At 35.2% G+C, this 22,748-nt stretch carries 23 protein-coding genes, 1 pseudogene and 2 other annotated features; of the genes and pseudogenes, 14 read left to right on the forward strand and 10 right to left on the reverse strand.

Features of this window, described 5'->3' with window-relative positions; all coding sequences use genetic code 11:
• The first annotated feature begins 77 nt into the window (after nucleotides 1–77).
• Complete coding sequence (locus tag MNO09_RS07980; protein ID WP_241950110.1) at nucleotides 78–455, forward strand: hotdog family protein; 378 nt, start codon at nucleotides 78–80, stop codon at nucleotides 453–455.
• A gap of 33 nt (nucleotides 456–488) precedes the next feature.
• On the opposite strand, the gene MNO09_RS07985 is transcribed toward MNO09_RS07980, so the two are convergent.
• Nucleotides 489–1,034 carry a helix-turn-helix domain-containing protein gene (locus MNO09_RS07985; protein ID WP_001020697.1) on the reverse strand — a complete coding sequence of 182 codons (546 nt, stop codon included), beginning with the start codon at nucleotides 1,032–1,034 and terminating at the stop codon, nucleotides 489–491.
• 156 nt (nucleotides 1,035–1,190) lie between these two features.
• Between MNO09_RS07985 and MNO09_RS07990 the strand changes: the two genes are divergently transcribed.
• Nucleotides 1,191–1,595, forward strand: coding sequence for a DoxX family protein (locus MNO09_RS07990; RefSeq protein WP_001071551.1), 405 nt, complete (start codon nucleotides 1,191–1,193; stop codon nucleotides 1,593–1,595).
• 21 nt (nucleotides 1,596–1,616) lie between these two features.
• The gene (locus MNO09_RS07995) at nucleotides 1,617–2,474 is read left to right on the forward strand and encodes a VOC family protein (RefSeq protein WP_000009828.1); all 858 of its coding nucleotides are present in this window, start codon (nucleotides 1,617–1,619) and stop codon (nucleotides 2,472–2,474) included.
• A gap of 17 nt (nucleotides 2,475–2,491) precedes the next feature.
• Here MNO09_RS07995 and MNO09_RS08000 read toward each other — a convergent pair whose 3' ends face one another.
• From MNO09_RS08000 to MNO09_RS08010, 3 genes and pseudogenes are all read right to left on the reverse strand, one after another.
• The gene (locus MNO09_RS08000) at nucleotides 2,492–2,806 is read right to left on the reverse strand and encodes a 4a-hydroxytetrahydrobiopterin dehydratase (RefSeq protein ID WP_000979547.1); all 315 of its coding nucleotides are present in this window, start codon (nucleotides 2,804–2,806) and stop codon (nucleotides 2,492–2,494) included.
• On the reverse strand, nucleotides 2,787–4,541 hold the full coding sequence (locus tag MNO09_RS08005; RefSeq protein WP_088107371.1) for an aromatic amino acid hydroxylase: 1,755 nt from the start codon (nucleotides 4,539–4,541) through the stop codon (nucleotides 2,787–2,789). The genes MNO09_RS08000 and MNO09_RS08005 overlap by 20 nt, the downstream gene beginning before the upstream one ends.
• A gap of 162 nt (nucleotides 4,542–4,703) precedes the next feature.
• Nucleotides 4,704–4,931, reverse strand: a binding site (T-box leader).
• Between the two features lie 51 nt (nucleotides 4,932–4,982).
• Nucleotides 4,983–5,212: a binding site (T-box leader), on the reverse strand.
• Nucleotides 5,213–5,400: 188 nt separating this feature from the next.
• Nucleotides 5,401–8,150 (reverse strand): annotated as a pseudogene (locus tag MNO09_RS08010) (S8 family serine peptidase).
• A gap of 296 nt (nucleotides 8,151–8,446) precedes the next feature.
• Between MNO09_RS08010 and MNO09_RS08015 the strand changes: the two are divergent.
• Complete coding sequence (locus tag MNO09_RS08015) at nucleotides 8,447–9,685, forward strand: eIF2A-related protein (protein WP_088107369.1); 1,239 nt, start codon at nucleotides 8,447–8,449, stop codon at nucleotides 9,683–9,685.
• Nucleotides 9,686–9,726: 41 nt separating this feature from the next.
• On the opposite strand, the gene MNO09_RS08020 is transcribed toward MNO09_RS08015, so the two are convergent.
• Both MNO09_RS08020 and MNO09_RS08025 read right to left on the reverse strand, forming a co-directional pair.
• Nucleotides 9,727–9,849, reverse strand: coding sequence for a DUF4023 domain-containing protein (locus tag MNO09_RS08020; protein ID WP_000071861.1), 123 nt, complete (start codon nucleotides 9,847–9,849; stop codon nucleotides 9,727–9,729).
• 69 nt (nucleotides 9,850–9,918) lie between these two features.
• Nucleotides 9,919–10,257, reverse strand: coding sequence for a phosphoglycerate mutase (locus tag MNO09_RS08025; RefSeq protein ID WP_070169126.1), 339 nt, complete (start codon nucleotides 10,255–10,257; stop codon nucleotides 9,919–9,921).
• A 170-nt stretch (nucleotides 10,258–10,427) separates the two neighbouring features.
• Between MNO09_RS08025 and MNO09_RS08030 the strand changes: the two genes are divergently transcribed.
• The 3 genes from MNO09_RS08030 (at nucleotide 10,428) to MNO09_RS08040 (ending at nucleotide 12,350) form a co-directional block, all read left to right on the forward strand.
• Nucleotides 10,428–11,030 carry a histidine phosphatase family protein gene (locus MNO09_RS08030; protein WP_078182761.1) on the forward strand — a complete coding sequence of 201 codons (603 nt, stop codon included), beginning with the start codon at nucleotides 10,428–10,430 and terminating at the stop codon, nucleotides 11,028–11,030.
• Nucleotides 11,031–11,048: 18 nt separating this feature from the next.
• A complete protein-coding gene (locus tag MNO09_RS08035) occupies nucleotides 11,049–11,585 on the forward strand; it encodes a hypothetical protein (RefSeq protein ID WP_000935629.1) in 537 nt (178 codons plus the stop codon).
• Between the two features lie 264 nt (nucleotides 11,586–11,849).
• The gene (locus MNO09_RS08040; RefSeq protein WP_088107368.1) at nucleotides 11,850–12,350 is read left to right on the forward strand and encodes a DoxX family protein; all 501 of its coding nucleotides are present in this window, start codon (nucleotides 11,850–11,852) and stop codon (nucleotides 12,348–12,350) included.
• 41 nt (nucleotides 12,351–12,391) lie between these two features.
• On the opposite strand, the gene MNO09_RS08045 is transcribed toward MNO09_RS08040, so the two are convergent.
• Together MNO09_RS08045 and MNO09_RS08050 are read right to left on the reverse strand one after the other, a co-directional pair.
• A complete protein-coding gene (locus tag MNO09_RS08045; RefSeq protein WP_088107367.1) occupies nucleotides 12,392–13,270 on the reverse strand; it encodes an alpha/beta fold hydrolase in 879 nt (292 codons plus the stop codon).
• 15 nt (nucleotides 13,271–13,285) lie between these two features.
• On the reverse strand, nucleotides 13,286–14,119 hold the full coding sequence (locus tag MNO09_RS08050; RefSeq protein ID WP_000848980.1) for a GNAT family N-acetyltransferase: 834 nt from the start codon (nucleotides 14,117–14,119) through the stop codon (nucleotides 13,286–13,288).
• Nucleotides 14,120–14,380: 261 nt separating this feature from the next.
• Between MNO09_RS08050 and MNO09_RS08055 the strand changes: the two genes are divergently transcribed.
• Both MNO09_RS08055 and MNO09_RS08060 read left to right on the forward strand, forming a co-directional pair.
• Nucleotides 14,381–15,766 carry an alkaline phosphatase gene (locus MNO09_RS08055; protein WP_000714910.1) on the forward strand — a complete coding sequence of 462 codons (1,386 nt, stop codon included), beginning with the start codon at nucleotides 14,381–14,383 and terminating at the stop codon, nucleotides 15,764–15,766.
• Nucleotides 15,767–15,820: 54 nt separating this feature from the next.
• Nucleotides 15,821–16,288, forward strand: a complete 468-nt coding sequence (locus MNO09_RS08060; protein ID WP_070169125.1) for a hypothetical protein — start codon at nucleotides 15,821–15,823, stop codon at nucleotides 16,286–16,288.
• A gap of 69 nt (nucleotides 16,289–16,357) precedes the next feature.
• Here MNO09_RS08060 and MNO09_RS08065 read toward each other — a convergent pair whose 3' ends face one another.
• Complete coding sequence (locus MNO09_RS08065; RefSeq protein ID WP_000456213.1) at nucleotides 16,358–17,008, reverse strand: GTP pyrophosphokinase; 651 nt, start codon at nucleotides 17,006–17,008, stop codon at nucleotides 16,358–16,360.
• 352 nt (nucleotides 17,009–17,360) lie between these two features.
• On the opposite strand from MNO09_RS08065, the gene MNO09_RS08070 reads away from it, so the two are divergent.
• From MNO09_RS08070 to MNO09_RS08080, 3 genes are all read left to right on the forward strand, one after another.
• Nucleotides 17,361–17,984 (forward strand): nitroreductase family protein, encoded by a 624-nt coding sequence (locus MNO09_RS08070; RefSeq protein ID WP_001008509.1) that lies wholly within the window; start codon nucleotides 17,361–17,363, stop codon nucleotides 17,982–17,984.
• A 143-nt stretch (nucleotides 17,985–18,127) separates the two neighbouring features.
• Entirely contained in the window at nucleotides 18,128–18,277 is a 150-nt protein-coding gene (gene rpmG / locus MNO09_RS08075) for a 50S ribosomal protein L33 (RefSeq protein WP_001265617.1), read from the forward strand.
• A 132-nt stretch (nucleotides 18,278–18,409) separates the two neighbouring features.
• The gene (locus tag MNO09_RS08080) at nucleotides 18,410–19,867 is read left to right on the forward strand and encodes a YcdB/YcdC domain-containing protein (protein WP_088107366.1); all 1,458 of its coding nucleotides are present in this window, start codon (nucleotides 18,410–18,412) and stop codon (nucleotides 19,865–19,867) included.
• Nucleotides 19,868–19,922: 55 nt separating this feature from the next.
• Here the strand turns inward: MNO09_RS08080 and MNO09_RS08085 are convergent, their stop codons facing one another.
• Nucleotides 19,923–20,699 carry a hypothetical protein gene (locus MNO09_RS08085; protein WP_241950111.1) on the reverse strand — a complete coding sequence of 259 codons (777 nt, stop codon included), beginning with the start codon at nucleotides 20,697–20,699 and terminating at the stop codon, nucleotides 19,923–19,925.
• A 187-nt stretch (nucleotides 20,700–20,886) separates the two neighbouring features.
• On the opposite strand from MNO09_RS08085, the gene sigK reads away from it, so the two are divergent.
• Together sigK and MNO09_RS08095 are read left to right on the forward strand one after the other, a co-directional pair.
• On the forward strand, nucleotides 20,887–21,600 hold the full coding sequence (sigK, locus tag MNO09_RS08090; protein WP_000051382.1) for an RNA polymerase sporulation sigma factor SigK: 714 nt from the start codon (nucleotides 20,887–20,889) through the stop codon (nucleotides 21,598–21,600).
• Nucleotides 21,601–21,890: 290 nt separating this feature from the next.
• Nucleotides 21,891–22,679, forward strand: a complete 789-nt coding sequence (locus MNO09_RS08095) for a phosphatidylserine decarboxylase (protein WP_001255006.1) — start codon at nucleotides 21,891–21,893, stop codon at nucleotides 22,677–22,679.
• The last annotated feature ends 69 nt before the right edge of the window (nucleotides 22,680–22,748 follow it).

Below are 22,748 nucleotides of genomic sequence, written 5' to 3' on the forward strand. Positions count from 1 at the left end.
TTTGTAATAGAAAATGAATTGAGACTCATTTTATGGTAAAATGAAAGAAAATTCTGTTTATTATTAGGGGGATAAAAATGAGTATAAAAGTTGGGGATGTATTTAAATACGAAAGAAGATTTACTGAGGAAGAGGTTTTTGAATTTGCAAATAGTACAGGAGATAAAGGTAGGCATCATATGGAATATGATGAAAATGGACGTTTAATGGTTCATGGTTTATTAACTGCTAGTATTGGAACGAAAGTAGGAGAAGAATTACATTACATAGCAAGAGAATTAGTAAGTGAGTTTATTAGACCGGTTTTTACAGGAGATACGATCACTTGTGAACTAACTTTAACAAATATTGAACAGATGGAAGGATATAAAAAGGTTTCAATCGAGTCAGTTTATCGCAATCAACATGAAAAGACTGTACTAGTTGGGACAAGTTATGGAGTTATAAGGGGATAAAAAAGAAGCCTGATTTACAGGCTTCTTTTTTATTTAATAAACACGTTTTCGATTTTCTGCATGACTAGAGATGAGTAATAATGCAGTTTCTTCTCCTATATTACGAACAATATGAGGAACACATGCATTCCAAGAGAAAGAATCACCTTCTTCTACAATTGCAATATCTTCTCCATGTTGAACTTCTAGTTTTCCGCGTAATACAAGGTGACATTCTTCCCCTTCATGGGCATTTGGTATATTTTCTTTCGGAAACCCAGCAGGAATTTCCACAAGATTTAGGCGAAGGCCACCTTGCTCTGCAACATGTTCAATTCTTTGTTCATCTTTTCCGTATACACTGTATTTACGCTCTACCTTTTTGACAACTTTCAGCCGATCTTTTTGTTCTAATAATAAATAGGGAAGGGGAACGTTTAAAAAATTGGAGATTGTTTCTAAAGTTGAGATAGATGGTGATGTTTTATTATTTTCAACCTGACTCATAAATCCTTTAGAAAGACCTGTTCCCTCACAAATTTGTGCAATTGTTATGCCTCTACGTTGACGAATTTCACGTATTGCAGAACCAATATTCATAAAATCAAGCTCCTTTTTGTAAACAACTATTTGTATCATAGCAAAAAAAATATATTTTTTCCCAGTGAAAATGAATTGACGAATAAAAAAAATTAGTGTATGTTTTGTATTGTAAATAAAAGTTTTGTATAAGAAAACTATAAAGGAGAGAATGAAATGAATCAACATATCGGTAACTTAATTATTCGTATCGTGTTAGGGGTAACATTCTTTATGCACGGTTTAACAAAATTCCAATCGGGGATTGACAATATTGCAGGGTGGTTTACAAGCATTGGTTTACCAGGAGGTCTTGCATACGGTGTAGCAACAGCGGAAGTAGTTGGTGGTATATTGTTAATTCTAGGTTTAGGTGTAAGATATATTGGATTATTATTTGCACTTGTAATGGTTGGAGCAATTGTAAAAGTAAAATGGTCAGCTGGTTTATTAGGAGATGGAAAAAATCCTGGCTTCGAATTAGAACTTGCATTGTTAGCAATGGGTGCGTACTTATTTGTTGCGAAAGCAGACGGTTTTGTAGATAATTTCTTAAAAGAGAGAATGTTAAAGAAGAACTAAATTAAATGGGGGGCTAACAAGATGAGTTTTCAACTTCATCCCGACACAACACTTGATGTTGTTCATTTATATGTATCAAATATAAAGAAATCACTAGAGTTTTATACAGAAGTACTAAGTATGAAAGTACTAAAAGAAGATGAAATGGTTGTTACATTTGGGAATGAAAATAACGAACCACTCCTTATCATTGAAGAAAAGAAAGAAGCTTTACCAAAGCAAAGAGGGAGAACGGGGTTATATCATTACGCAATCTTATTACCAAGCAGACAGGATTTAGCGAATATTCTTCGTCATCTTGTAGAAATGGTATATCCACTGCACGGCGGAGCCGACCATTACTTTAGTGAGGCCCTTTATTTAGCTGATCCAGATGGAAACGGGATTGAAATTTATCATGATCGCCAAAAAGAAGTTTGGCGTGATGAGAATGGAGAACTACCATTTGTTAGTAACCCGTTAGCTGGTGAAGAACTATTACAGCAAGGAAGTACATGGAATGGATTTCCGGCGGGTACTGTAATGGGACATATTCATCTCCATGTAGCTGATTTGGAAGAAGCGAAACGTTTCTATGTGGATGGTCTTGGTTTTGAAGTAACAATCCCAGCTCGTAATGGAGCGTTGTTCGTATCGGCAGGTGGCTATCATCACCATATCGGTTTAAATACGTGGCAAGGTGAAGAAATACCGCCGCAAATGCCAAATTCCGTCGGCTTGAAATATTTCACAATTGTACTAGCGGATGAAAAACAAAAAGAGCAAGTATGTGAAAGCTTAAAAAATATTGGCAAAGTCGCTACGTACAAAGATGGAATATTACAAGTTGAGGACCCATTTGGACATTGTATTCATTTCAAAATAAAAGGAGAAGCCTAAAAAAGGCTTCTCTTTTTTTACTTTCTTATAATTGCTTTTTCGTTTTGTAAAAATAGTTCATCAAACTGCTTTGCAAGCTCAAAATCTAGTTTCGTTAAACCTTTTGCATTCCAAGATGACAAAGTAATAATGACTGCTTTATACTGGATAAGGATAAATGGATGGTGATTACGTTCTTCTGATAGTTTGGCGGCTTCAGAGACAAATTCGACTCCTTTTAAGTAGTCGGAAAACATATATTTTCGTTCAATCCATTTTTCATCTTTTACTATCCATTTATCCACCTTGAATAATTCCCCTTGAACTTCTTCTTCAGTTAATCGCAGCATCATTTTTCACATCCTTTACATGCAGTAGTGCAAGACCATTGTTAATAAGGCGTGTTACAGCTTCGTCAGTTGTGAAAGTAGAAAGTTGTTGTAATAATGCTGCTGATGTTTCGTGCCCTTTGTTATGCTCTAAAAGTAATTCTAATATTTCAAGGCGAAGCAGCCATTCTTTCGGATAAAATTTATTTAATACCTCTTGAATTGCTACTAATTGATCGACATGTGCGTCGTGTAAAATACCTCCACCTCGAATATCACGAACTGTTTGATACATACGATCCAGCTTAGTTAATGCAAGAGGTGCTGGAGTTTCCTCTGTTTCTTCATCAATTGGGAAAAATGATGCTGCATCTGCTGCTCCTGGGAATACTGAAATGATTTGTGAGCCAACAGCCATATCAAATGCACCCCATGAAGCATCAAATAATACGCGGGCGTTATAAGTAACTGTGCAATCGATAAAGGAAATAAGAGCAATTTTCTTATCATTTTTTATAATATCTGTTACTTTTCCTTTTACATGAATACCACTTGCAAAAGTAAACTCAGCAATATTTCCAATTGTAATTCCTAATGATTGTAGTTGTTCATCTGTACAATTTTCTAATGCAATATTTTCAGTGAGTAATCCAGTTGGTGTTCCAAAGCCGTCACTGTGTATAGATGTAGAATGATTCGCTAGTTGTTTATTATGAATTGCTAATGCAGTTGGCGAATTTGTTCGCATGTAAATCACTTTACCTGCATCGTTTTCAATTGTCTCGCTGAATGTACCTGTAATCTGTAATCCACTAGTTAGTTCAGCAGTTGCATAGTTTTCAGAGCGAATCGCTTTTTCTAAACCTTCCTTTCCACCTGTTTTAAAGGCCATCGTTTCAGCAAATGTCTCAAGTGCTTCAGTCAGCTCTTCAAATGAGTCACAAACAAATAGTTGTGGTTGCATTTTTGTTACGTCATAAGTTGTACCTGTACATGCCTCGATAGAGAATGGAACCTTTTCTACAGCGTCTGTTAAGCAATGTTTGCTTTCGCCAACAGAAGAAAGGAGACCAGCACCATATATTTTTGGAGCATCTATATTTCCGATTAACCCATATTCTACTGTCCACCAGAAAAGACGTGAAATTTGTTCAGCTTCTGATAAACCAGAAACTAACTTTTGTTTTTCAATTACAGTATTTTCAGCAGCGGCAACTTCGTCAGGAGTAGAAGTAGGGCTTTCTTTTACGATTGTTAATGTACGAACAGCTTCAAAAGCATCATGTTCTTCTTTTGTAGAGAAAGCTTTCGCACCAATTTGTCCAAAGCGTTTCACATAATTCGCATATGTAGGATCCAGTAAAATAGGTGCGTGTCCTGCTGCTTCGTGTACGATATCTGGAGCTGGTGTGTACTCGATATTTTCTACTTTGCGAATATCTGTTGCGATTGGTAGTAAGCCGTGTCCTTGGAAGTCAAAGAATGCTACGCCGGGAATAAGTCCATCAATTGTTACAGCTCCCCATCCGCTTGGTGCTAAACAGTCATTCATTTCTTCTACCTTTGGAATTGCATCTATATTTATACCAGATGATTGTAGTCCGTTCACATAGGCTGGATGAGCAACGTCTTTTAAGAAACTATGATTTTGTCTCATAATGTAACGCCAAACAGCGTGATTCACCGGTGTATATTGATCATAATGCTGCGTGGATACGAATGGTTTTAAATGCGATGGAATTTCTGTTTTCTTTGTCATTTAGACATCCTCCTTGTTTTCTATAAAATTGAATATTGGTTGGGTATAGCTGGAACCACCACCTTTCAAAATTGTAAGCGCTTATAAAATTTTATCATAAGATTCGGAATTATTTAACATTTGTTTCTGTGAGAAATAGAAAAAGCCCCTATCGGAAAATCCGATAGGGGCGAAAGAATCGCGGTACCACCCTATTTGTAAGTGAAAACATACTTACATCTCAATTAATGATAACGGAAAAACTCCGTCTTTTCCTTCATGCGTACAAGCACTACGAAAAAGAAGCTCCAGAATTGTAATTCATACTTATATATGTGCTAATTTCCACCGACCATTAGCTCTCTGTAACAGGGATATAAGATATTACTGCGATTCTTTCAACGCGTATATATGAAATTGTGCAAAAGGGAAGGACGCAAAAAAGCCCCTATCGGAAAATCCGATAGGGACGATAAAAATCGCGGTACCACCCTAATTGTAAACAGAAAAATTGTTTACCACTCACTTTAAGATAACGGAAAGCTCCGTCTTTCTCTTCATGCATTATGTGCACTACGGGAAAGAAGCTCCAGAATTGTAATTCACGCTTGTATATGTACTGATTCGCACCAACCATCAGTTCTCTGAGACAGGGATATAAGTCGCTACTAGTATTCCTTCAAAGCCGATATATAATTCGTTCAACTAAACTATGTTTTGTATTATAAAACTATTTTTAAAAGATTGTCAACAATAATTTTATCCCGCTATTTGTGGGCAGTAAAACTCCTACCTCAAAATTTGGCCGGAGCAAAGAAGTTAGATGGAAGCCTTACTGCCCGTAAAAGTCCGATTGGTGAGTGCTGATTAAAGTTTCACTTTATTTCACTTCTAAATCAACATTTAAATTAGTCGTATTTCCAGCTGCATCGGTTGCTACAATATGAATAGTATTTTTTCCTTCTTGTAATTGATTACGATCGAAATAAATTTCGTAGTTTTTCTCCCAAGTGTTTAGGAATGCACTCTCCCATACACCATTTCCGTTAATTTCATATTGCATTCTTACTGGAATACCAGGTGCAATCCAACCAGATTCTGTCATCCAATCTAGTAGAATATCATCAACTTTTCCTCTAATTCTGAGATTTTCTTGATCAATTTCGTGTGTTAACTTAGGTGCTGTTCGGTCGATAAATACAGCTCCTGTTTGTTTTGTTTCTCCACCAGAGTTAGAAGCAACAGCTTCGATTTGGTATAAGCCATGAGGCAACGGAGATCCGTCCTTTCTTGTACCATTCCATTTGAAAGATTTATAACCAGGTGTTTCGTTTTTGCCTTGATATACCATGCCTTGATATGTCACACGGTCTTTCGTAATTAAATTAGCATGAAACGCTATATCCTCAACAGGTGTAACTAAATAGTAATTGATTAGGTTGTCATCTAGTATGTTGTCATTATTTGGACTGAAAGTAGAATTAACGATTTCAACGCCATCGATACGCTTGTATTCTTTCGGATCAATACTAAATGTAAATGGGATACGCATTTCTTCAGTTTTACCTTGTTCTTTTACATACAGATTTCCTGTATATACACCTTGTGGTAAGGAGCTATCCACAGTAATAGTAAAAGGCTTTTCGATGTTACTATTTGGTTTTAAACTAATTGAAGAAGGGAAAGAAGTCTGGATTTTTGTTTTTGTATCTAGTAATTCAATACGAGTTGAAAAGTTTTTCTTTTTGTTAGAAAGATTTTGTAACGTAATATTTTGTGTTAGTTTCACTTTGCCACTATTTGGCTTAATAAGACCGAAACTTACATTGTTCGGTTTCACTAATGCATCTGTTTGGGCTGCTTTTGGAATGTTAATTAAACCTGATCCTTGGGCCATGACAGGATATGTATTTTCATTGACATCCTTTAATGTTTTTGCAGTATTGGCAAGAGCTGCTTTTAATTGTTCTGTCGTCCAATCAGGATGCATTTGACGCAGTAAGGCAACGGCTCCCGCTACTTGCGGAGCAGCCATACTTGTTCCGTTGTGGGATTCATAGCCACCCCTTGGTACCGTACTAGTAATTTGTACGCCAGGTGCAACAACATCAGGTTTTATGAGCCAACTTTCTTGTGATGGTCCTCTTGAGCTGAAGTTACCAATCAGTTCGGTTTTGTTCGGTTGTCCAATCTTTATATTTTTCTTTCTTTTTGTAATTAAATTTTTCAATTCTTCGCCATTTGTATTTGATAGTTGCATAACTGGAAGAGCTATCTCTTCACGGCCAAAATATTCAGGCGTAATATTAATTTCTTTTTCATTAGAAATTAGTAGCACCCCGATAGCTCCAGCTTGTTTCGCTTGTTCTGCCTTTACTAACGTGCTTGAAGTTCCTTGTAAAACAAGGGCGAACTTCCCTTTCACATCTTGTTTAGCGTAATCGCTTGAATTACCGTAGCCAACATAGACAAGCTGAGCATCGTTTCCTACTTGGAAATCTGCTTTTGATAACGGTAATCCTTGGTAAGATTTATTAGAACCAGCTATTTGGAATGTTGGGAATGGAATAGAAACAGTCGATGCACCAACAGAGATGACACTACTTGCGTTACCAGGAGCATCAACAGACCAAGGTTTTGGTCCATCATTTCCATTTGAAACGACTGCAGTAACACCAAGTTTTGCTGCGCGTTCTAACGTCATTGTTACAGGTTGATCAGGGACATTCAAATCTTGACCGAGAGATAAATTTAAAACGTCAGCACCATCTTGAATAGCGCGCTCAATAGCTTGAATAATATCATCGGTCGTACCAGTTCCACCATCGTTCATGACACGGTAAGCGAGTATAGAAGCATTCGGAGCAACGCCTTTAATTTTTCCGTTACCAGCAATAATGCCAGCTACATGAGTACCGTGTACGTTATACCATCCATCGGATCGTTATCCTCATCGACTGTATCGTATCCACCGATATAGTTTGCTTGTAAGTCGGGGTGTGTATAGTCTACGCCAGAATCAATAATAGCGACTTTCATACCTTTTCCATCAAGCGGTTTTCCAGATGGATCTTTTAAATTCCATGCTTCAGGTGCACCGATTGTCGGTCCACCGATATTTGGCGCTTCTTCTTTAGTAGCGCTTTTTGCTGTTTCATGCAATTTATATGTTAAGTTCGGATAAACAGCTTTTACTTCGGGTAAAGAAGCTAAAGCAGCAACTTGATCTCCTGGGATAGAAATAGAGAATCCAGAAAATAACGTGCTATACGTTTCTTTTATCTTTGCTTTTGGTGCTTTTTCTTTAATTTTCTTTGTTGTATCCTCTTGCGCTTTTTTTAGTTGTGCATGGTATGATTGCACATTTTCATTTTTAAAATCTGGAGCATGCTGAATGTTACTTTGTGAAGCGAGCGGAGCATGTTGCAATTCTACAATGACTGAAATTTCTTTTGATGTTTTTGTTTCAACATTTTGCGCGATTTTGTTTTCTCCCCATTGCTCAATATTCGCTTTTAACTGTGGACTAAATTGCTTCTCCTTTTGCAGCGATTCAGCATGCGCGCTTAAAGCTCCAAAACTAGAAAAGACAAGCGCCATACTTAATAGTGCAGATGTAGTTTTTTTCATTGAAACTCCCCCTGATAAAAAGTGCTAATATTCCGAAAAGTTATCTTGCATTTTTGTTCTGAAATATAAAATCGAATGTTGGCTAAACTATACTTCCGACATAATTCATACCAATCCTCTTTGAATTAAAAATTTCTTGGGAAATTTTTTGGAATTATGTCGAATGGCTCATCCACAGTGGGGGAAGCACATCCTTACTGAGTATAAATCCACAACAATTGTGCAATTAATATGGAGCGAAATTAGGATATAGTAAGCGGAATATGAGGAATGCTATAAGAAAAATGGAGGGACGTATGAAAAAAAATATCGTGAGTAGTAGTGTGGTTTTGTTTATTTTTTTATTTTCAATTTTTAGTACTAGTGCGGAACATAATGGGGTGAAAGTTGCTTTTATTCGTCATCATGACCTTTGGATTAAAATTGATGGGAAAGAAAAACAAATAACAAAAGGTGAGTACATAACAGGGCCGAAATGGTCCTATGATGGAAAATGGCTTGCCTATGCTAAAGGAAAGAAGCAAAACACCTTGGAGTTGTACCAACTGGAAGATGGAAAGAAAGTTAGGCCATTGCAATCTGAAGTATCGAATTATCAATGGTCACCGAAAGAGAATATAATTGCATTTGTATTTGCGAATACATTAAATACGTTTGATGTCAAAAAAAAGAATACAGATTTTGAAAATGTATCGGCTGGTGTAGGTGATTATGCATGGTACCCTGATGGAAAGAAGTTTCTTGTATCCTCTGAAGCACACTTAATTCCAACAGGGTGGACAGGAGCTCAGCTATATGAAGTGCAAAAAGATGCACATATGAATCCTCACAAAATGAAGCATTTGTATGCATTACCAAATGAACATGATGATTTTCTAGCGCTAGTTGCAAGTGGGTTTGAGTGGTCACCAGATCAAAGGTGGATTTCATTTTTAGCGGTACCGACAGCTTCATGGTCAGCTGATAGTAATACGCTTTGCTTAGTTCGAGCAGATGGAAGTCGATTTGAAAAGGTAGATCAAATGTTATTAAACCCACAATGGTTCAAATGGGCGCCATCCAACAATATATTAGCTTATATTGAAGGGAGCGGGAGAGTTGCGTTAGAGAATAAACATTTAAAAGTAAAAGAACTGCCAGCACTTCAGCAGAATACATTTACGCCGAAAGGATATGTCGATTGGGATTTTGCATGGAAGAATGATAAAGTAATAATCGTTTCACGAGCAAAAGAGGCAGGGATAGAAACTCCGCCAGAAAAAAGGCCACTACCATCTTTATATGAGATCGATAGTACAAGCGACGAACAACATCAAATCACAAAGCCACCTCATAAGCAAGGTGACTATCATCCCATCTTTATGAAGAAGAACAATCAATTAATATGGATACGTTCAGACCGTAAGAAAGCCAATGTATGGGTTTCCGATAGTGATGGAAAACAGGAAAAGAAGTGGATTGAAAATATAGATGTACCAGAATGGTATTATGAGAAATGGAACTGGGAAAATGTCATCTCGGTAAAAGAAGAATAAAAAACGTGCCTAAAAGATAATTTTAGGCACGTTTTTTATTGTTATTTATGTGTTTTATTTGGCTTTTTTTTTGCGGGGTTTCCGTTCCCCTGACGCTTTCTGTTTTGTTCATCTTTTGCTTGTTTTTCATGTAGTGTATCTAAAAAGTCATTCGAGTTACTCATTTTTATATCGCTCCTTTCATTTCGTCCTAATTACTATAACCATTTAGGCGGATAATCATGAGATAAAAGTTAAGCACTTAGTTTTCTTCGATAATATACGTAAAATATGCCATACGTAATAAATAGCATAAATAAAATTTGTAACTCTACATTTTCTTTTAAAATAGTTGCGACAGAAGACGGTAAGTAAGGTGATGTATTGCTTGTTCCTACACCTAACCATTTGTTTAAGAGGTTAATGGTACAAAATATAAAAACACCAGACCAGCTTGCTGTAATTGCTTTCTGTTTAATTTTTGTTTCACGTTCATCATCTGTAATCCAAGGATTAGCAGTTTTATCACTACTAAAAAATCCGTTTATATATCCCCATATAATCATTCCAATTAAGATGGTTATCCATTTCATATTTGTGATTCCCCTCTTTCTTGTAAAAAGTATTTTACATATACAATTGTAATGTTTTCCAATTTATTGTGTCAAATATTTTTTACATCGCGATTTTTCATATAGAAGGAATAAAGGATGATATAGGGAAGAAATATGTAGGAGGATTTCATAGCGAGAGGAGGGTGATTATGAAATTAATCTTTGTTCGGCACGGTGAAGGTGAACATACAAAAGATTTGCCGTCAAGTTTACAAGTGTTGCATCCATCATTAACGGATGAGGGAAAGAGTCAGGCTAAATTACTTCAATGCAATGTGCCATTGCAAGAAACGGATATATTAATTGCTAGCCCTACACTTAGAACTTTACAAACGGCGGCAATATGGAGTGCGAAAGTATCTTGTCAAACAATCGTCCATCCATATGTATCCCCACGTATTTTTCCTTATCGAGATGGAGCGAAAACATTGCCATGTGATCACATAGTAGATCAGGGAATGATAACAAATTTATTTCCACATTTTTCGATAGAGAAAAATACAAATAAGCAGTTATGGACGGAAGGTATAAATACTGTTTCAGAGAATAGATGTCAGCAAATAGTAGATGAATTTCTTCTTTGGTGTTATGAGCTAGGTGCTGAAAGGATTTGTATTGTATCTCACGACGGGACAATTACAGCGTATCGGCAATATGTACAGAAAGTCGTTTTAACTAGATCTGATTTTTTGCAAGAAACGGGTATATATGAAATGGATCTATCGCTTAAAAGTTTGATGGATGAGATCTAATGATAGGATGGAGGGTGTATGTTGAATGTTGCATTAGTAGTTGGTTTTAATTCGGATTTAGAGGCGCAATCAATCCGAGCATCGCTTGAATATTTTGGGGCAAAAGTTGTAACATACTGGATTGGTAGACCGAGAGAGTTCATTAATATTCTTTCTGGAAAGGGTTTATATAACGATATCGATTATGTTATTTTTTGCTTTCATGGTGAGGAAGGAAAGTTTGTCATGGAAGAGTTAGGTGAAGATATATATGAACAAGATGAACCGAGGGGATACTTTGGTGCAGCAGAAATTTATAAATATGCAAAATTGCATAATACACATATTGTAAATAGTGGGTGTACGTTAGGGGAGAGAAAACTAGCAGAATCTTTCTTACGTAGTGGGGCGAAATCGTATATTGGATCGATAGATTATGTAGATGGGAATGCAGCACTTATGCTTACAATACGCTTATTTTATGGGCTTATTAACCATGAAAAAACGTTAGAAGATGCTTTTCAAGAGGCGAAATTAATCGATGAGGAGACACATACATTTCAATTCTATAAATAGTGAAAAACGCCTTTATTCTATATTCGAATATAGGCGTTTCACATTTAACTCACATTTTTTTTACATTTTCTTCAATGAAAATGATTATCACCTATGGTATGATATGTTCAAGTTTTTATAGGTAAAAAAAGTTACTATATAAACGTTAGTTTTTAATGTTTCATACACATGTCACGAATTATTCATAATTAACGTTTTAAAAATAAGTAACTAATGTTATTATATTATCTGTAACTAACTTAATTACAACTTTAGGAGGAAGATATGGTTATTCAATTTTTAAGAGAAAACAAAGCAGTTTCTTTTGTGTTGGCAATAATTCGAGTGTATCTTGGTTACACATGGTTAATGGCTGGAATCGGTAAACTACAAGGAAAAGGATTCGATGCAACTGGTTATTTAGAAGGTGCAATTGAAAAATCTAAAGGAGCACAACCGGCTGTTCAATCTTGGTGGGCATCATTTTTACAAGACTTCGCAATTCCAAACGTTGATCTATTTAATACACTTGTAATGTGGGGAGAGATTTTAGTCGGGATTGGTTTAATTGTAGGCTGTTTAACAAAAACAGCGGTCTTTTTCGGTCTTTTAATGAACTTTTCCTATATGTTTAGTGGGTCAATTGGTGTAAACCCTGAAATGGTTATCCTATCAATGTTTGTTCTAGTCTCTGGTATGAACGCTGGTAAATTTGGAATAGATGGTTTCGTTATTCCGAAAGTATTAGGATCAAAAACTCAAAAACGCCAAAAGCAAGCTGCTTAATATATGAAAGCGGGTATCTCAAAATGAGATACCCGCTTATTTTATTTTTCAACTTTATTGTTCTTAAAGAAGTCTTTTACATACCCTACAAATTCTTGTGGCTCTTGACGAAATGGTGCATGATAACCTTTTTCGATAATATGGAAAGTACTATTTTTTAAGAATTGATGATACGTTTCTCCTTCTTTCCAAGAAACGCTACTATCATTTCTTCCCCATATAATTAAGGTTGGTTGTTTAATTTCATTTGCATTGATTTGAAGACGTCTAGGCCATAATTTCATTTTATTGTAATGCTCTTCATCATTACGCTTGGATTTCACTTTGCTCTCATCATAATCTGCAATAGTAGAAACGGTATTTAAATCAGTCGATAACTGTGGTTTTGATGAACCTTGTTTATTAACGAATGTATGAGGGCCGCCTGTAGCGTCGGTTAAAATAAGGTGGGTAACGGCTTCAGGATATAAATACGTTAAATTAAGAGAAATTTCTCCGCCCATTGAGTGTCCCAGTATTGCAAACGAATCATAACCTAGTTTTTTCATTAGTTTATAATACAAATTTGCATGGGTTGGGAAAGAATAGTGAAAATCCATTGGCTTAGATGAGCGCCCGAATCCTAAAGCATCTACAGAAATAATTGTATGATCTTTTGCTAAGTCTGAGTAAATTTTTTGAAAACCATCTGACGATCCTCCAAATCCATGGATCATAAGTAAAGGTGGTTTTTCATTACCAATCTTTTTAAAGTAAATGGTTTGACCATCTATTTCTACCATTTTTTCCTCGGTAGCTAGCTTCGCTGTAAGTGTATTTTTTACTTGTTTTACTTGTTCTACTGGCTTTTCTGCTGCACTACATCCTACTAATAGTGTAAGAGTAAGACAACCTACCATAAAATAGCTAAATCGCTTCAATTAGGTGTCCCCTTTCTAACATAACGCTGTGTCTATCATAGCAAATAGCATATTACGATTTCCAGGAAGTTGGCTACCATTTTTCATCATAAGAGGTGAAAGGAGCGTTTCTTGGAAATTTTCTGTTTGAAGAAATTTGCGAAATGAAAATTGTGAATGTGGGACATCAATCCTTACTGTGCCATTCCAATATTCACAGATCTTCTTGATTAATTGAATAGCATCCTTCTCTTGTTTTGCGATAAGCGGATTGACGCATAATATATTACCTTTTTGTATACATAAGGAAAAAGCTTCTACACAGTTATTTCTCTCAATTTTAAAAGAGTGGCTCGTTCTTGGTAATAGTAATGAATAAAGTAAAGAACGATTCGCACCAGTTGTAATTTGATCGAGAGAAATAAGTGATACAAGATCGGGTTCTGTCACTTGTTGTGTATGAGAAATATGTGTCTTAGTAGTTTGTTTTTCAAAACGATGAATCGTCGTTACTGTTTGAAATTCGCATGATGTATAAAGAGGCTCGCCAGCTTTTGTTGCAATAAGTGCAATTGGTTGTTTTGGGAGAGTGTGTTCTAAGCAACGATTTAGCAAAATACGCCCGATGCCTCGGCCTTGAAAATTAGGATGAACGATTAACATGCCAATAGTAGAAAAACTATCTTTAAAAGGAAATACTCCTCCAGCTGCAATCAGTTTATTTTCATGCATATAACCGATAAGTGTGCCGAGAGAGAGATACATTTCAAATTGTTTTTTCATAAATGCTTTATCTTGTAACCATCCAATAGATTTGCAAAGGTCGAGTAAATCAAAAATAAAAGTTTCATCTAGCTTTATTGTTTTCATAAATGCTCACCACTTTTCTATTAATTTTCATAAAAGTAGATTGAAAATGTTAAATAAGAGATTTACTTTAAATGAAATCCAACTTATTTATATTTTGATTGTAAAGGGGAAGGAGGTTGCTATGAAAGGACAAAGTTATACAAATTATAACTGATATTTACATAAGTTAACAAAAAATTTACATATAACTAATTTTCTCTTAATAGTCTTCTATTAAATTTGATAGTGGGAAATGAATAACCTAATTAGGGGGACAATATAGTGAAAAAGTTTGTAAAAAAAGCATGGCCATTTGCAGTTGTGGCGTCGTTAGCAGTTACTTCGGTAGCAACATGGAATTTTACTCGTTCTAGTGAGGTTAATGCAGATGAGAACGGAAGCAATGCAAAGATTAAAAATGTCATCGTATTAATTGGGGATGGTATGGGACCTTCATATATGACGGCTCACCGTTATATGAAAGATAATCCAAAAACTTTTGAGATGGAATCTACAGAATTTGATAAGCATCTTGTAGGAACGCAAAAGACATATCCGGAAGATGAACATGAAAATATTACAGACTCTGCATCTGCAGCAACAGCTATGTCAGCAGGAATTAAAACATATAATGCAGCAATTGCAGTTGATAATGATAAAGCAGAAGTGAAAACTGTACTTGAACAAGCGAAAGAAAAAGGGAAATCAACGGGACTCGTTGCTACTTCTGAAATTACACATGCAACACCAGCTGCTTTCGGTGCGCATGACATTAGTCGTAAAAATATGGATGCAATTGCAAATGATTATTTTGATGAGAAAATTAAAGGGAAGCATAAAGTAGATGTTATGCTTGGCGGCGGCGTAAAAAACTTTGTTAGAAAAGATCGTAATCTTACAGAAGAGTTTAAGAAATCTGGTTATAGCTACGTAACAGATCGAGATCAATTGTTAAATGATAAAAATGATCAAATTCTTGGTTTATTTGCACCAGGTGGATTAGATAAAATGATTGATCGTAATGAGAAGACACCTTCATTAGAAGAAATGACAAATGCAGCAATTGAGCGTTTGAACAAAAATAAAAATGGTTTCTTCTTAATGGTTGAAGGAAGCCAAATTGACTGGGCTGGACACGATAATGATATCGTTGGTGCAATGAGTGAAATGGAAGACTTTGAAAAAGCATTTAAAGCAGCGATTGAGTTTGCGAAAAAAGATAAAAATACGTTAGTCGTTGCAACGGCGGACCACGCTACTGGCGGATTATCTTTAGGTGCAAATGGTGAGTATAACTTTAAAGTAGATCCAATTAAAGCTGCAAAACGCACACCAGACTTCATGGCAAATGAGATTGCAAAAGGTGCAAATGTAGAAGAAACATTGAAAAAATATATTGATTTACAATTAACACCAGAAGAAATTAAAGCGGTAAATGATATAGCTCCTTCAAAAGATGTAACAAAGATTGATAATACGATTGAGGATATTTTCAATAAACGTTCGGTTACAGGATGGACGACAGGTGGACATACAGGGGAAGATGTAAACGTATATGCATTTGGCCCAGGTAAATACTTGTTCTCTGGCGTTCAAGAGAATACAAATATCGCTAAACGTGTCTTTGATATTGTTGGCGGTGGCGATCCGAATAAAGGAAGACGCTAATTATAAATGAAAGTGAGGCGAAATGCCTCACTTTTCTTTTTAGGAGATGGAAAGATGAGATCTTTTTTCATGGGAATCGGACCTTTGCTAGTAGGTATATTATTGCTCGCTGGATGTCAATCTCAAGAGAATCATATAGAACAAAAATCTACTACTAAAAAAATTGAGGAAAAGGTACAAATAACGAAAGAAGAAGAGAAATCGATTCAAGATGTTATGGAGAAATTTGTACGGACGACAAATGAAAAAAATCTGGCTGAACATATGGAATTATTTTCAAAGAAGATGCCTAGTGCTGAAGACTTAAAAACACAAAAAGAAGCAGCTTTTCAAAAGGGAAATAAGAAAATTGAATTGGAACATATAGACATGAAAGCTAGTAAAGCAGGATATGTCGTAGTTGAAACAAAGGAAAAGGAAATAGATGGGGAGGTCACTCTTCAGAAAAATGTACAGTATGCGCTTGGAAAAGAAGAAGATGGATGGAAAATTGAAGAAGTTCGCACGATAGGAAAAAAATAACGTAAAACTTGGGAGCTTACTGCCCGTAAATAGCGAAATAAAAAAGGTTCTCATTGGAGAGAACCTTTTTTATAGTGGTAACATAATTTGATTTGAACATGCTTCGATATCATCAATATCTTGGCGAATTGTTGCCATTTTATTATCAAGATCTTCAGCCTTCATTGCCGCATCATGAAGTTCATCTTTTAAATATTCAGGTATTTTCCCTTCATATTTATAGTAAAGTTTATGTTCTAAACTTGCCCAAAAGTCCATTGCTAGCGTACGTAACTGGATTTCTGCAAAGACATCTTTTGTACCAGAATTCAGTGATAAAGGATACTTAATGATCATGTGTAAACTTTTATATCCGTTGCCCTTTGGATTAGCGATATAATCTTTTACTTCTATGATTTCCATATCCTCACGCTTTTGAATGACTTCTTTTAAATGATAAATATCTTCTACGAAGCAACATGTAATACGAATGCCGATGATATCTTGTAAATGCGTTTGCGCATTCTCAACTGTCGGTAATAAATTTTTACGCTCAAGCTTTTTAATAATACTTTCAGGTTGTTTTAATCTTGTTTTTATATGTTCAAACGGGTTGTAATCCTCTAAAAATTGAGCTTCCCGGTTCATAATTTCAAATTTAGTTTTTAACTCTTCTAAAGCAAATGTATACGGTAGTACAAAAGCTTTCCAGTAGTTAACTGTTGATTGATTATATTCCATTTATATACACACCTTTTCCTATTTACAAGTGAGGTTGTTGTTATACTAAATACCAAAGCATATAAGCGCAAGCAGCAAATGATGAGATCATAAAACGATATTTAGTTTTCATACTTTCAACTCCTTTCGAGTAAGATTCTATATGAATAAACGTGATTGTTAATAAATTCACTATGTACAATTCTTATAGTAATAGATTCGTGTGAATTTCGTATGAACTAATTGTTTCAGATTTTTGTCTTTTTCTTGTAAAGCATCATTATTATCCATAATTTAAAGTGTTTTCATTTGATTTATTTAATTATATAAATTGATGTATATTTGAATTTGCGGTTATTAAGGAGGCTATACGGTGAACTTTGAAGAATTAGCAATTGCCAGACGTTCCGCAATGAAATTTGTACAAGGAATAGAAATCCCTGATGAGGATTTTAAAAAAATATTTGAGCTAACAAAGCTTTCGCCATCTTGTTACAATTTGCAACATACACATTATGTTGTAATTCGTGATCAAGAGCGAAAAGAAAGATTAAAAGAGTTAGCTTTCAGACAATATAAAGTTTCAAGTGCATCTGCGGTAATACTTGTTTGTGGTGATAAGAGAGCATACCAAAATGTCGAAAATATTTATTTTGGTATGAAGGTTTTAAAGATGATTGATGAATGTGAATATGAAGATACAATTAAGCAAACGAAAGGGCTATATGAAGGAAAAGGAGAACGCTTCATGGAAGAGGAAGCGATTAGAAATGCATCGTTAAGTGCGATGACTTTTATGTATGCAGCTAAATATTACGGCTATGATACGTGCCCAATGATCGGTTTCGATGAAAAAGCAGTGCAAAGTGAATTAAATATGCCGGGGCATGTAGTACCTGTTTTAATGATTACGATAGGAAAAAGCGATACTACTAAAATTCGCCCACGAGGATATCGAAAGCCGATTAGTGAGTTTGTTACATATGAAACATTTTAAAAAAGGTATAGATTACTTAAACAAAAGGGTTCTATTTAGATCCCTTTTGTTTTGTAATTGACAAATAGAATAAAGTTATATAACATATAAATCGTAATCATTACGTTTTAGTTTGCAGTCTTTGAAAGAAAGGAGAATTACATATGCGTGTAAATATTACATTGGCTTGTACAGAGTGCGGTGATCGTAATTATATTTCTAAAAAAAATAAACGAAACAATCCAGAGCGCATCGAACTAAAAAAATATTGTCCACGATTAAAGCGAGTAACGCTACATCGTGAGACGAAGTAGAAGACTAGAGATATCTCTAGTCTTTTTTGTTTATAGCCATTTAGTTTTATTTGTTATAATTACCTTAAATTGTAATAAAGGAGAGGTATGGTGAATCAAAAAGATAAAGAAAGAAAAGAGTAAGTGGCTCATATGATTGATATTCCAGATGATTATAGGCTTGTCGTAGATGATCAAGAAGGTGTGGATGACCCATATCATCTATTATGGTGGGAACATAAAGAGGATGAGGAGAGAACGATACAAATTACGCTGAATAGACATACTGGTAATTTAATCGAATTTAGTATAGATGATAAAAAATATTTTTCGAGTGGTAAGGAAGCGATAGGAGAGAATAAAGCAAGAGAGATTGCAAATGCATTCTTAAAAAAATATACAAAAGAAGGATATGAATTTTATACATATGTAATGGTTAAGGACGACAGGCGTGGTCGGAAAGAAGTAAATTATATGCAAGAAGTGAATGGTTATCCATTGCCGAATACAGGCTGTATTGTGCACGTTCATTCCTCAGGGGAAGTTGTCCACTTTTATTATAATGGAAAAAAAGCTATACAAGAAAAACCGCTATGGCCAAATAAAATTGTTGAGAAGAACATCGTTTTAGAGAATTTAAAAGCTAGACAAGATATGAGACTTGTATTTGTAGATTTGACATTCTCTTCATGTAAATATGAAAGTGGAGAAGAAGGAACCGGGTACCATCTTGTATATGAGCCAGAACCTAGCCATGCGTTTATTGATGCCAGTACGGGAGAAGATTTATTTGAACCGGAACACTATAAATTAGCTCCTACAGTACCTGTTGAAAAAACGGTAAAAAGTAGGCAGAAAAAAGATGTTTTCGATTTATTAGATTGGGACGTAGAAAAGTTTATAAAAGTAGATGAAAAAGAAGATGAGTATGAAGTCCAAATGAAATTTGTATTGAAAGAAGCAGTGCAAAAAGAAATAGAAGTGAAGGATCCATATTCAATGAATGAGTTCTATAAAAAGAATTTTCCTATGTTGCAGCATGATAAATTCGTTGTAATTACTGTAGATAAAAAAACAAATCAATTGATCTCCTGTTTAATGTGGACGGACGAGAAGGACAGGAAATCAATATTATCAAGAGAGCAATGTTTAGAAAAAGCACTTCAATTTTTAGAGGTAATTATTCCAAACGCAACAAAGTATGTTCAGCTTTGGGATGATTATGATTATGAATCGGAAGAGGGGGTAGAGAGATTTTCCTTTTCGATATATGTAAATGGCTTTTGTGTAGCGGGAAAATATATCATGCTCAACATTAATACAGAAAATGGTGCTGTGATGCACTACTCTGGAGAATCTAGCAATTTTATAAAAGAATTGCTTACATATGAAACAACACCAAAAGTTACAAAAGAAAAAGCGTTACAAATATACAAAGAGGCCATCCGAGTTAATTTAGAATGGGACATAGATAATGATGCAGAAGAAACGGTATATAAATTATTGTATAAACAAACGACAGATGAAAATTATAAAGAACCTTTCGAGTGTAGTCGAGAAATTCGTTATATTGATGCGCATACTGGGGAGAAAATTTGGAGTGAGTATTAGTAAAAGCCAATCGATACGTATCGATTGGCTTTTACTATGTTCTTAGAATCATTTATTAATTGCCGTTAAGTGGTTGAAGAATACCATCTTGAGCTTTTGACCAATCATATAGGTTTCCATCAGATCCCACTGCAAAATTTAGCGCACGAGAGTTTTCAGGAGATTCGCGTCCGTATAATACGTCGTATAGCTTAATACCATTTATTGTGCCAATTAGTTTGTCTTCGCTGGAGCCGTAACGAATTTCATTTGAGCGAGCTCCCATTCTTTTTTCTAGAACTTTTATAGCATCTTCACTTGTGAATGTAATAGTATCAGTTTGTTTATTTGGTTGCTTAGCTGGTTGTTGCTCTTTTTGTGTGTTTTTAGATTCTGCTTCAGGTTTCGTATTATTTTCAGTTTTTGTGTTGTTCTCAGTTTTTGCATTGTTTTTAGTTGTTGTGCTGTTCTCAGTTTTTGTGTTGTTCTCAGTTTTTGCATTGTTTTTAGTTGTTGTGCTGTTCTCAGCTTTTGCGTTGTTCTCAGCTTTTGCGCTGTTTTTAGTTGTTGTGTTGTTCTCAGCTTTTGCGTTGTTTTCAGCTTTTGTGTTGTTCTCAGTTTTTGTGTTACTCTCAGTTTTTACGTTGTTCTCGGTTTTTGCGTTGTTCTCAGCTTTTGCACTGTCTTCAGTTTTTTGGGTATCTTCCGTTTTTGTACTGTCTTTTGATACGGCAGTATCTTGTTTAGTAGCCTCGGTTTTTGTAGGAGACGTTTGTTGTCCACAAGCTGAAAGTAAGAAAAATGATGATGTGAGTATTACAAGGTTTCTGATTTTTGATGTAGCGTATCGCATGAAAACACCTCTTTCAAAATTTTGGAATCTTACATATTGTAATACATTGGAAAAAATATTCAAGGTATGAAAGACTTATTTCGTTCGACAAAAAGCTAAGGATTCCATATTTATATCGTACAGACACAAACAACCTCACGCCCACATACACATAATAAAGACCACTATTTTGGCGGAGGTGAAAGGTTTGAGTCTATTCGCCGCAATTGGATATATGGTTCGAGAAGTGTTTGTCTTTGTTTCTTATGTGAAGAATAATGCGTTTCCGCAGCCGTTATCATCAGACGATGAGAGAAAGTACTTAGAGTTAATGGAGCAAGGTGATGCTCAAGCGAGAAATCTGTTAATTGAACATAATTTACGGCTTGTAGCTCATATCGTTAAAAAATTTGAAAACACAGGGGAAGATGCAGAAGATTTAATTTCAATTGGTACAATTGGGCTCATCAAAGCCATCGAGAGCTATTCGGCTGGAAAAGGAACAAAACTTGCGACGTATGCAGCACGCTGTATTGAAAATGAAATTTTGATGCATTTACGTGTACTGAAAAAAACGAAAAAAGACGTTTCACTTCATGATCCAATCGGGCAAGATAAAGAGGGGAATGAAATATCGCTTATTGATATATTAAAATCAGAGTCTGAAGATGTAATTGATATGATTCAGCTTAGTATGGAGTTAGAAAAGATTAAAGAGTATATCGATATTTTAGACGAACGAGAGAAAGAAGTAATCGTGAAGCGTTTTGGACTGGGGCTTGATAAGGAGAAAACGCAACGAGAGATTGCGAAGGCACTTGGTATTTCCAGAAGCTACGTATCAAGAATTGAAAAGCGCGCTTTAATGAAAATGTTCCATGAATTTGTAAGAGCTGAGAAAGAGAAAAAAGCGAAAGAATAATGTACATTGCAAGCAGCCATATTTTAAAATGGGCTGCTTTTCTTTTTGTAAATAAGGAAAGAAAAAGAGTTGTGTTCAGAATAAATCTATGTTCACTGTTGAAAATGACGGATTCTATCTGTAATATTAGAGGGTGCTAAACAATTTAAGAATAATACCATACTTAGTTTTCCGCATGTATAATGAAACAGTTCTATATGATATGTGGGAATAAGAACCAATTTTACATATGATATAGAAGGAAAAGAAGGGGAAGCTAAAGTTATAGACTGATTAGGAGGTTTCGCAATTTGCGACGTACATTATATCGACTTATGATCGAACTTACAAATGGTCGTTTTACTTCTTATATATTACGTAAATTTGCACAATCTCGTTTGAGTTCTATCATTATTCCATCGTATGCGAAAGTTTTTCAAATTAACCAAGATGAGATGGAAAAGGGTTTGAAGGAATATAGAACATTGCATGAATTATTTACGCGTAAGCTAAAAGAAGGAAAGCGTAGTGTTGATACAGATGCATCGAGTATCGTTAGTCCTGTTGATGGTGTTTTTGCTGATCACGGTCCTATTGAGGACACAAAAACATTTGATATTAAAGGTAAGCGTTATTCAATCGTGGATATGCTAGGTAATGAAGAACGTGCAAAGCGATATGCAGGTGGTACATACATAGTTATTTATTTAAGCCCAAGTCATTATCATCGTATTCATAGTCCGCTTTCTGGTTCTGTGACTGAAAGGTTTGTACTTGGTAGAAAATCATATCCGGTAAATGCAGCTGGTATGGAATACGGGAAAGAGCCATTATCAAAAAATTATCGCTCTGTTACAGAAGTAAATAGTGACGGTGAACATATGGCACTTGTAAAAGTAGGAGCTATGTTTGTCAATAGTATTGAGCTGTTGCATGAAAGAAGTACTGTTCAAAAAGGTGAAGAAATGGCATACTTTACATTTGGCTCAACAGTTGTGTTATTGTTTGAAAAAGATATGATAGAAGTAGTGCAGAATTTGAAGAGTGGACAAGAGCTTCGTCTTGGTGAAAAAATTGCTACTCGTTCGGCTCATAAGTAAAGAAAACATTTTATAACTGTAAGCAAGAGTTATGGACAAAGATGCTTAATGATGAAATTCCCTAGATGG

Origin of the sequence: Bacillus sp. N5-665 (genome assembly GCF_022637375.2) — a bacterium.
GTDB classification, from domain to species: domain Bacteria; phylum Bacillota; class Bacilli; order Bacillales; family Bacillaceae_G; genus Bacillus_A; species Bacillus_A wiedmannii.

What these genes read in the sequence shown, in the direction of transcription:
- MNO09_RS08020 (WP_000071861.1), bottom strand. Translation starts at nt 9,849, where the DNA reads ATGAGTAACTCGAATGACTTTTTAGATACACTACATGAAAAACAAGCA.
- MNO09_RS08015 (WP_088107369.1), top strand. Translation starts at nt 8,447, where the DNA reads ATGAAAAAAAATATCGTGAGTAGTAGTGTGGTTTTGTTTATTTTTTTA.
- MNO09_RS07980 (WP_241950110.1), top strand. Translation starts at nt 78, where the DNA reads ATGAGTATAAAAGTTGGGGATGTATTTAAATACGAAAGAAGATTTACT.
- MNO09_RS08005 (WP_088107371.1), bottom strand. Translation starts at nt 4,541, where the DNA reads ATGACAAAGAAAACAGAAATTCCATCGCATTTAAAACCATTCGTATCC.
- MNO09_RS08085 (WP_241950111.1), bottom strand. Translation starts at nt 20,699, where the DNA reads ATGCGATACGCTACATCAAAAATCAGAAACCTTGTAATACTCACATCA.
- MNO09_RS08065 (WP_000456213.1), bottom strand. Translation starts at nt 17,008, where the DNA reads ATGGAATATAATCAATCAACAGTTAACTACTGGAAAGCTTTTGTACTA.
- MNO09_RS08035 (WP_000935629.1), top strand. Translation starts at nt 11,049, where the DNA reads ATGTTGAATGTTGCATTAGTAGTTGGTTTTAATTCGGATTTAGAGGCG.
- MNO09_RS08030 (WP_078182761.1), top strand. Translation starts at nt 10,428, where the DNA reads ATGAAATTAATCTTTGTTCGGCACGGTGAAGGTGAACATACAAAAGAT.
- MNO09_RS08060 (WP_070169125.1), top strand. Translation starts at nt 15,821, where the DNA reads ATGAGATCTTTTTTCATGGGAATCGGACCTTTGCTAGTAGGTATATTA.
- MNO09_RS08040 (WP_088107368.1), top strand. Translation starts at nt 11,850, where the DNA reads ATGGTTATTCAATTTTTAAGAGAAAACAAAGCAGTTTCTTTTGTGTTG.
- MNO09_RS08000 (WP_000979547.1), bottom strand. Translation starts at nt 2,806, where the DNA reads ATGATGCTGCGATTAACTGAAGAAGAAGTTCAAGGGGAATTATTCAAG.
- MNO09_RS07995 (WP_000009828.1), top strand. Translation starts at nt 1,617, where the DNA reads ATGAGTTTTCAACTTCATCCCGACACAACACTTGATGTTGTTCATTTA.
- rpmG (WP_001265617.1), top strand. Translation starts at nt 18,128, where the DNA reads ATGCGTGTAAATATTACATTGGCTTGTACAGAGTGCGGTGATCGTAAT.
- MNO09_RS07985 (WP_001020697.1), bottom strand. Translation starts at nt 1,034, where the DNA reads ATGAATATTGGTTCTGCAATACGTGAAATTCGTCAACGTAGAGGCATA.
- MNO09_RS07990 (WP_001071551.1), top strand. Translation starts at nt 1,191, where the DNA reads ATGAATCAACATATCGGTAACTTAATTATTCGTATCGTGTTAGGGGTA.
- MNO09_RS08050 (WP_000848980.1), bottom strand. Translation starts at nt 14,119, where the DNA reads ATGAAAACAATAAAGCTAGATGAAACTTTTATTTTTGATTTACTCGAC.
- MNO09_RS08025 (WP_070169126.1), bottom strand. Translation starts at nt 10,257, where the DNA reads ATGAAATGGATAACCATCTTAATTGGAATGATTATATGGGGATATATA.
- MNO09_RS08080 (WP_088107366.1), top strand. Translation starts at nt 18,410, where the DNA reads ATGATTGATATTCCAGATGATTATAGGCTTGTCGTAGATGATCAAGAA.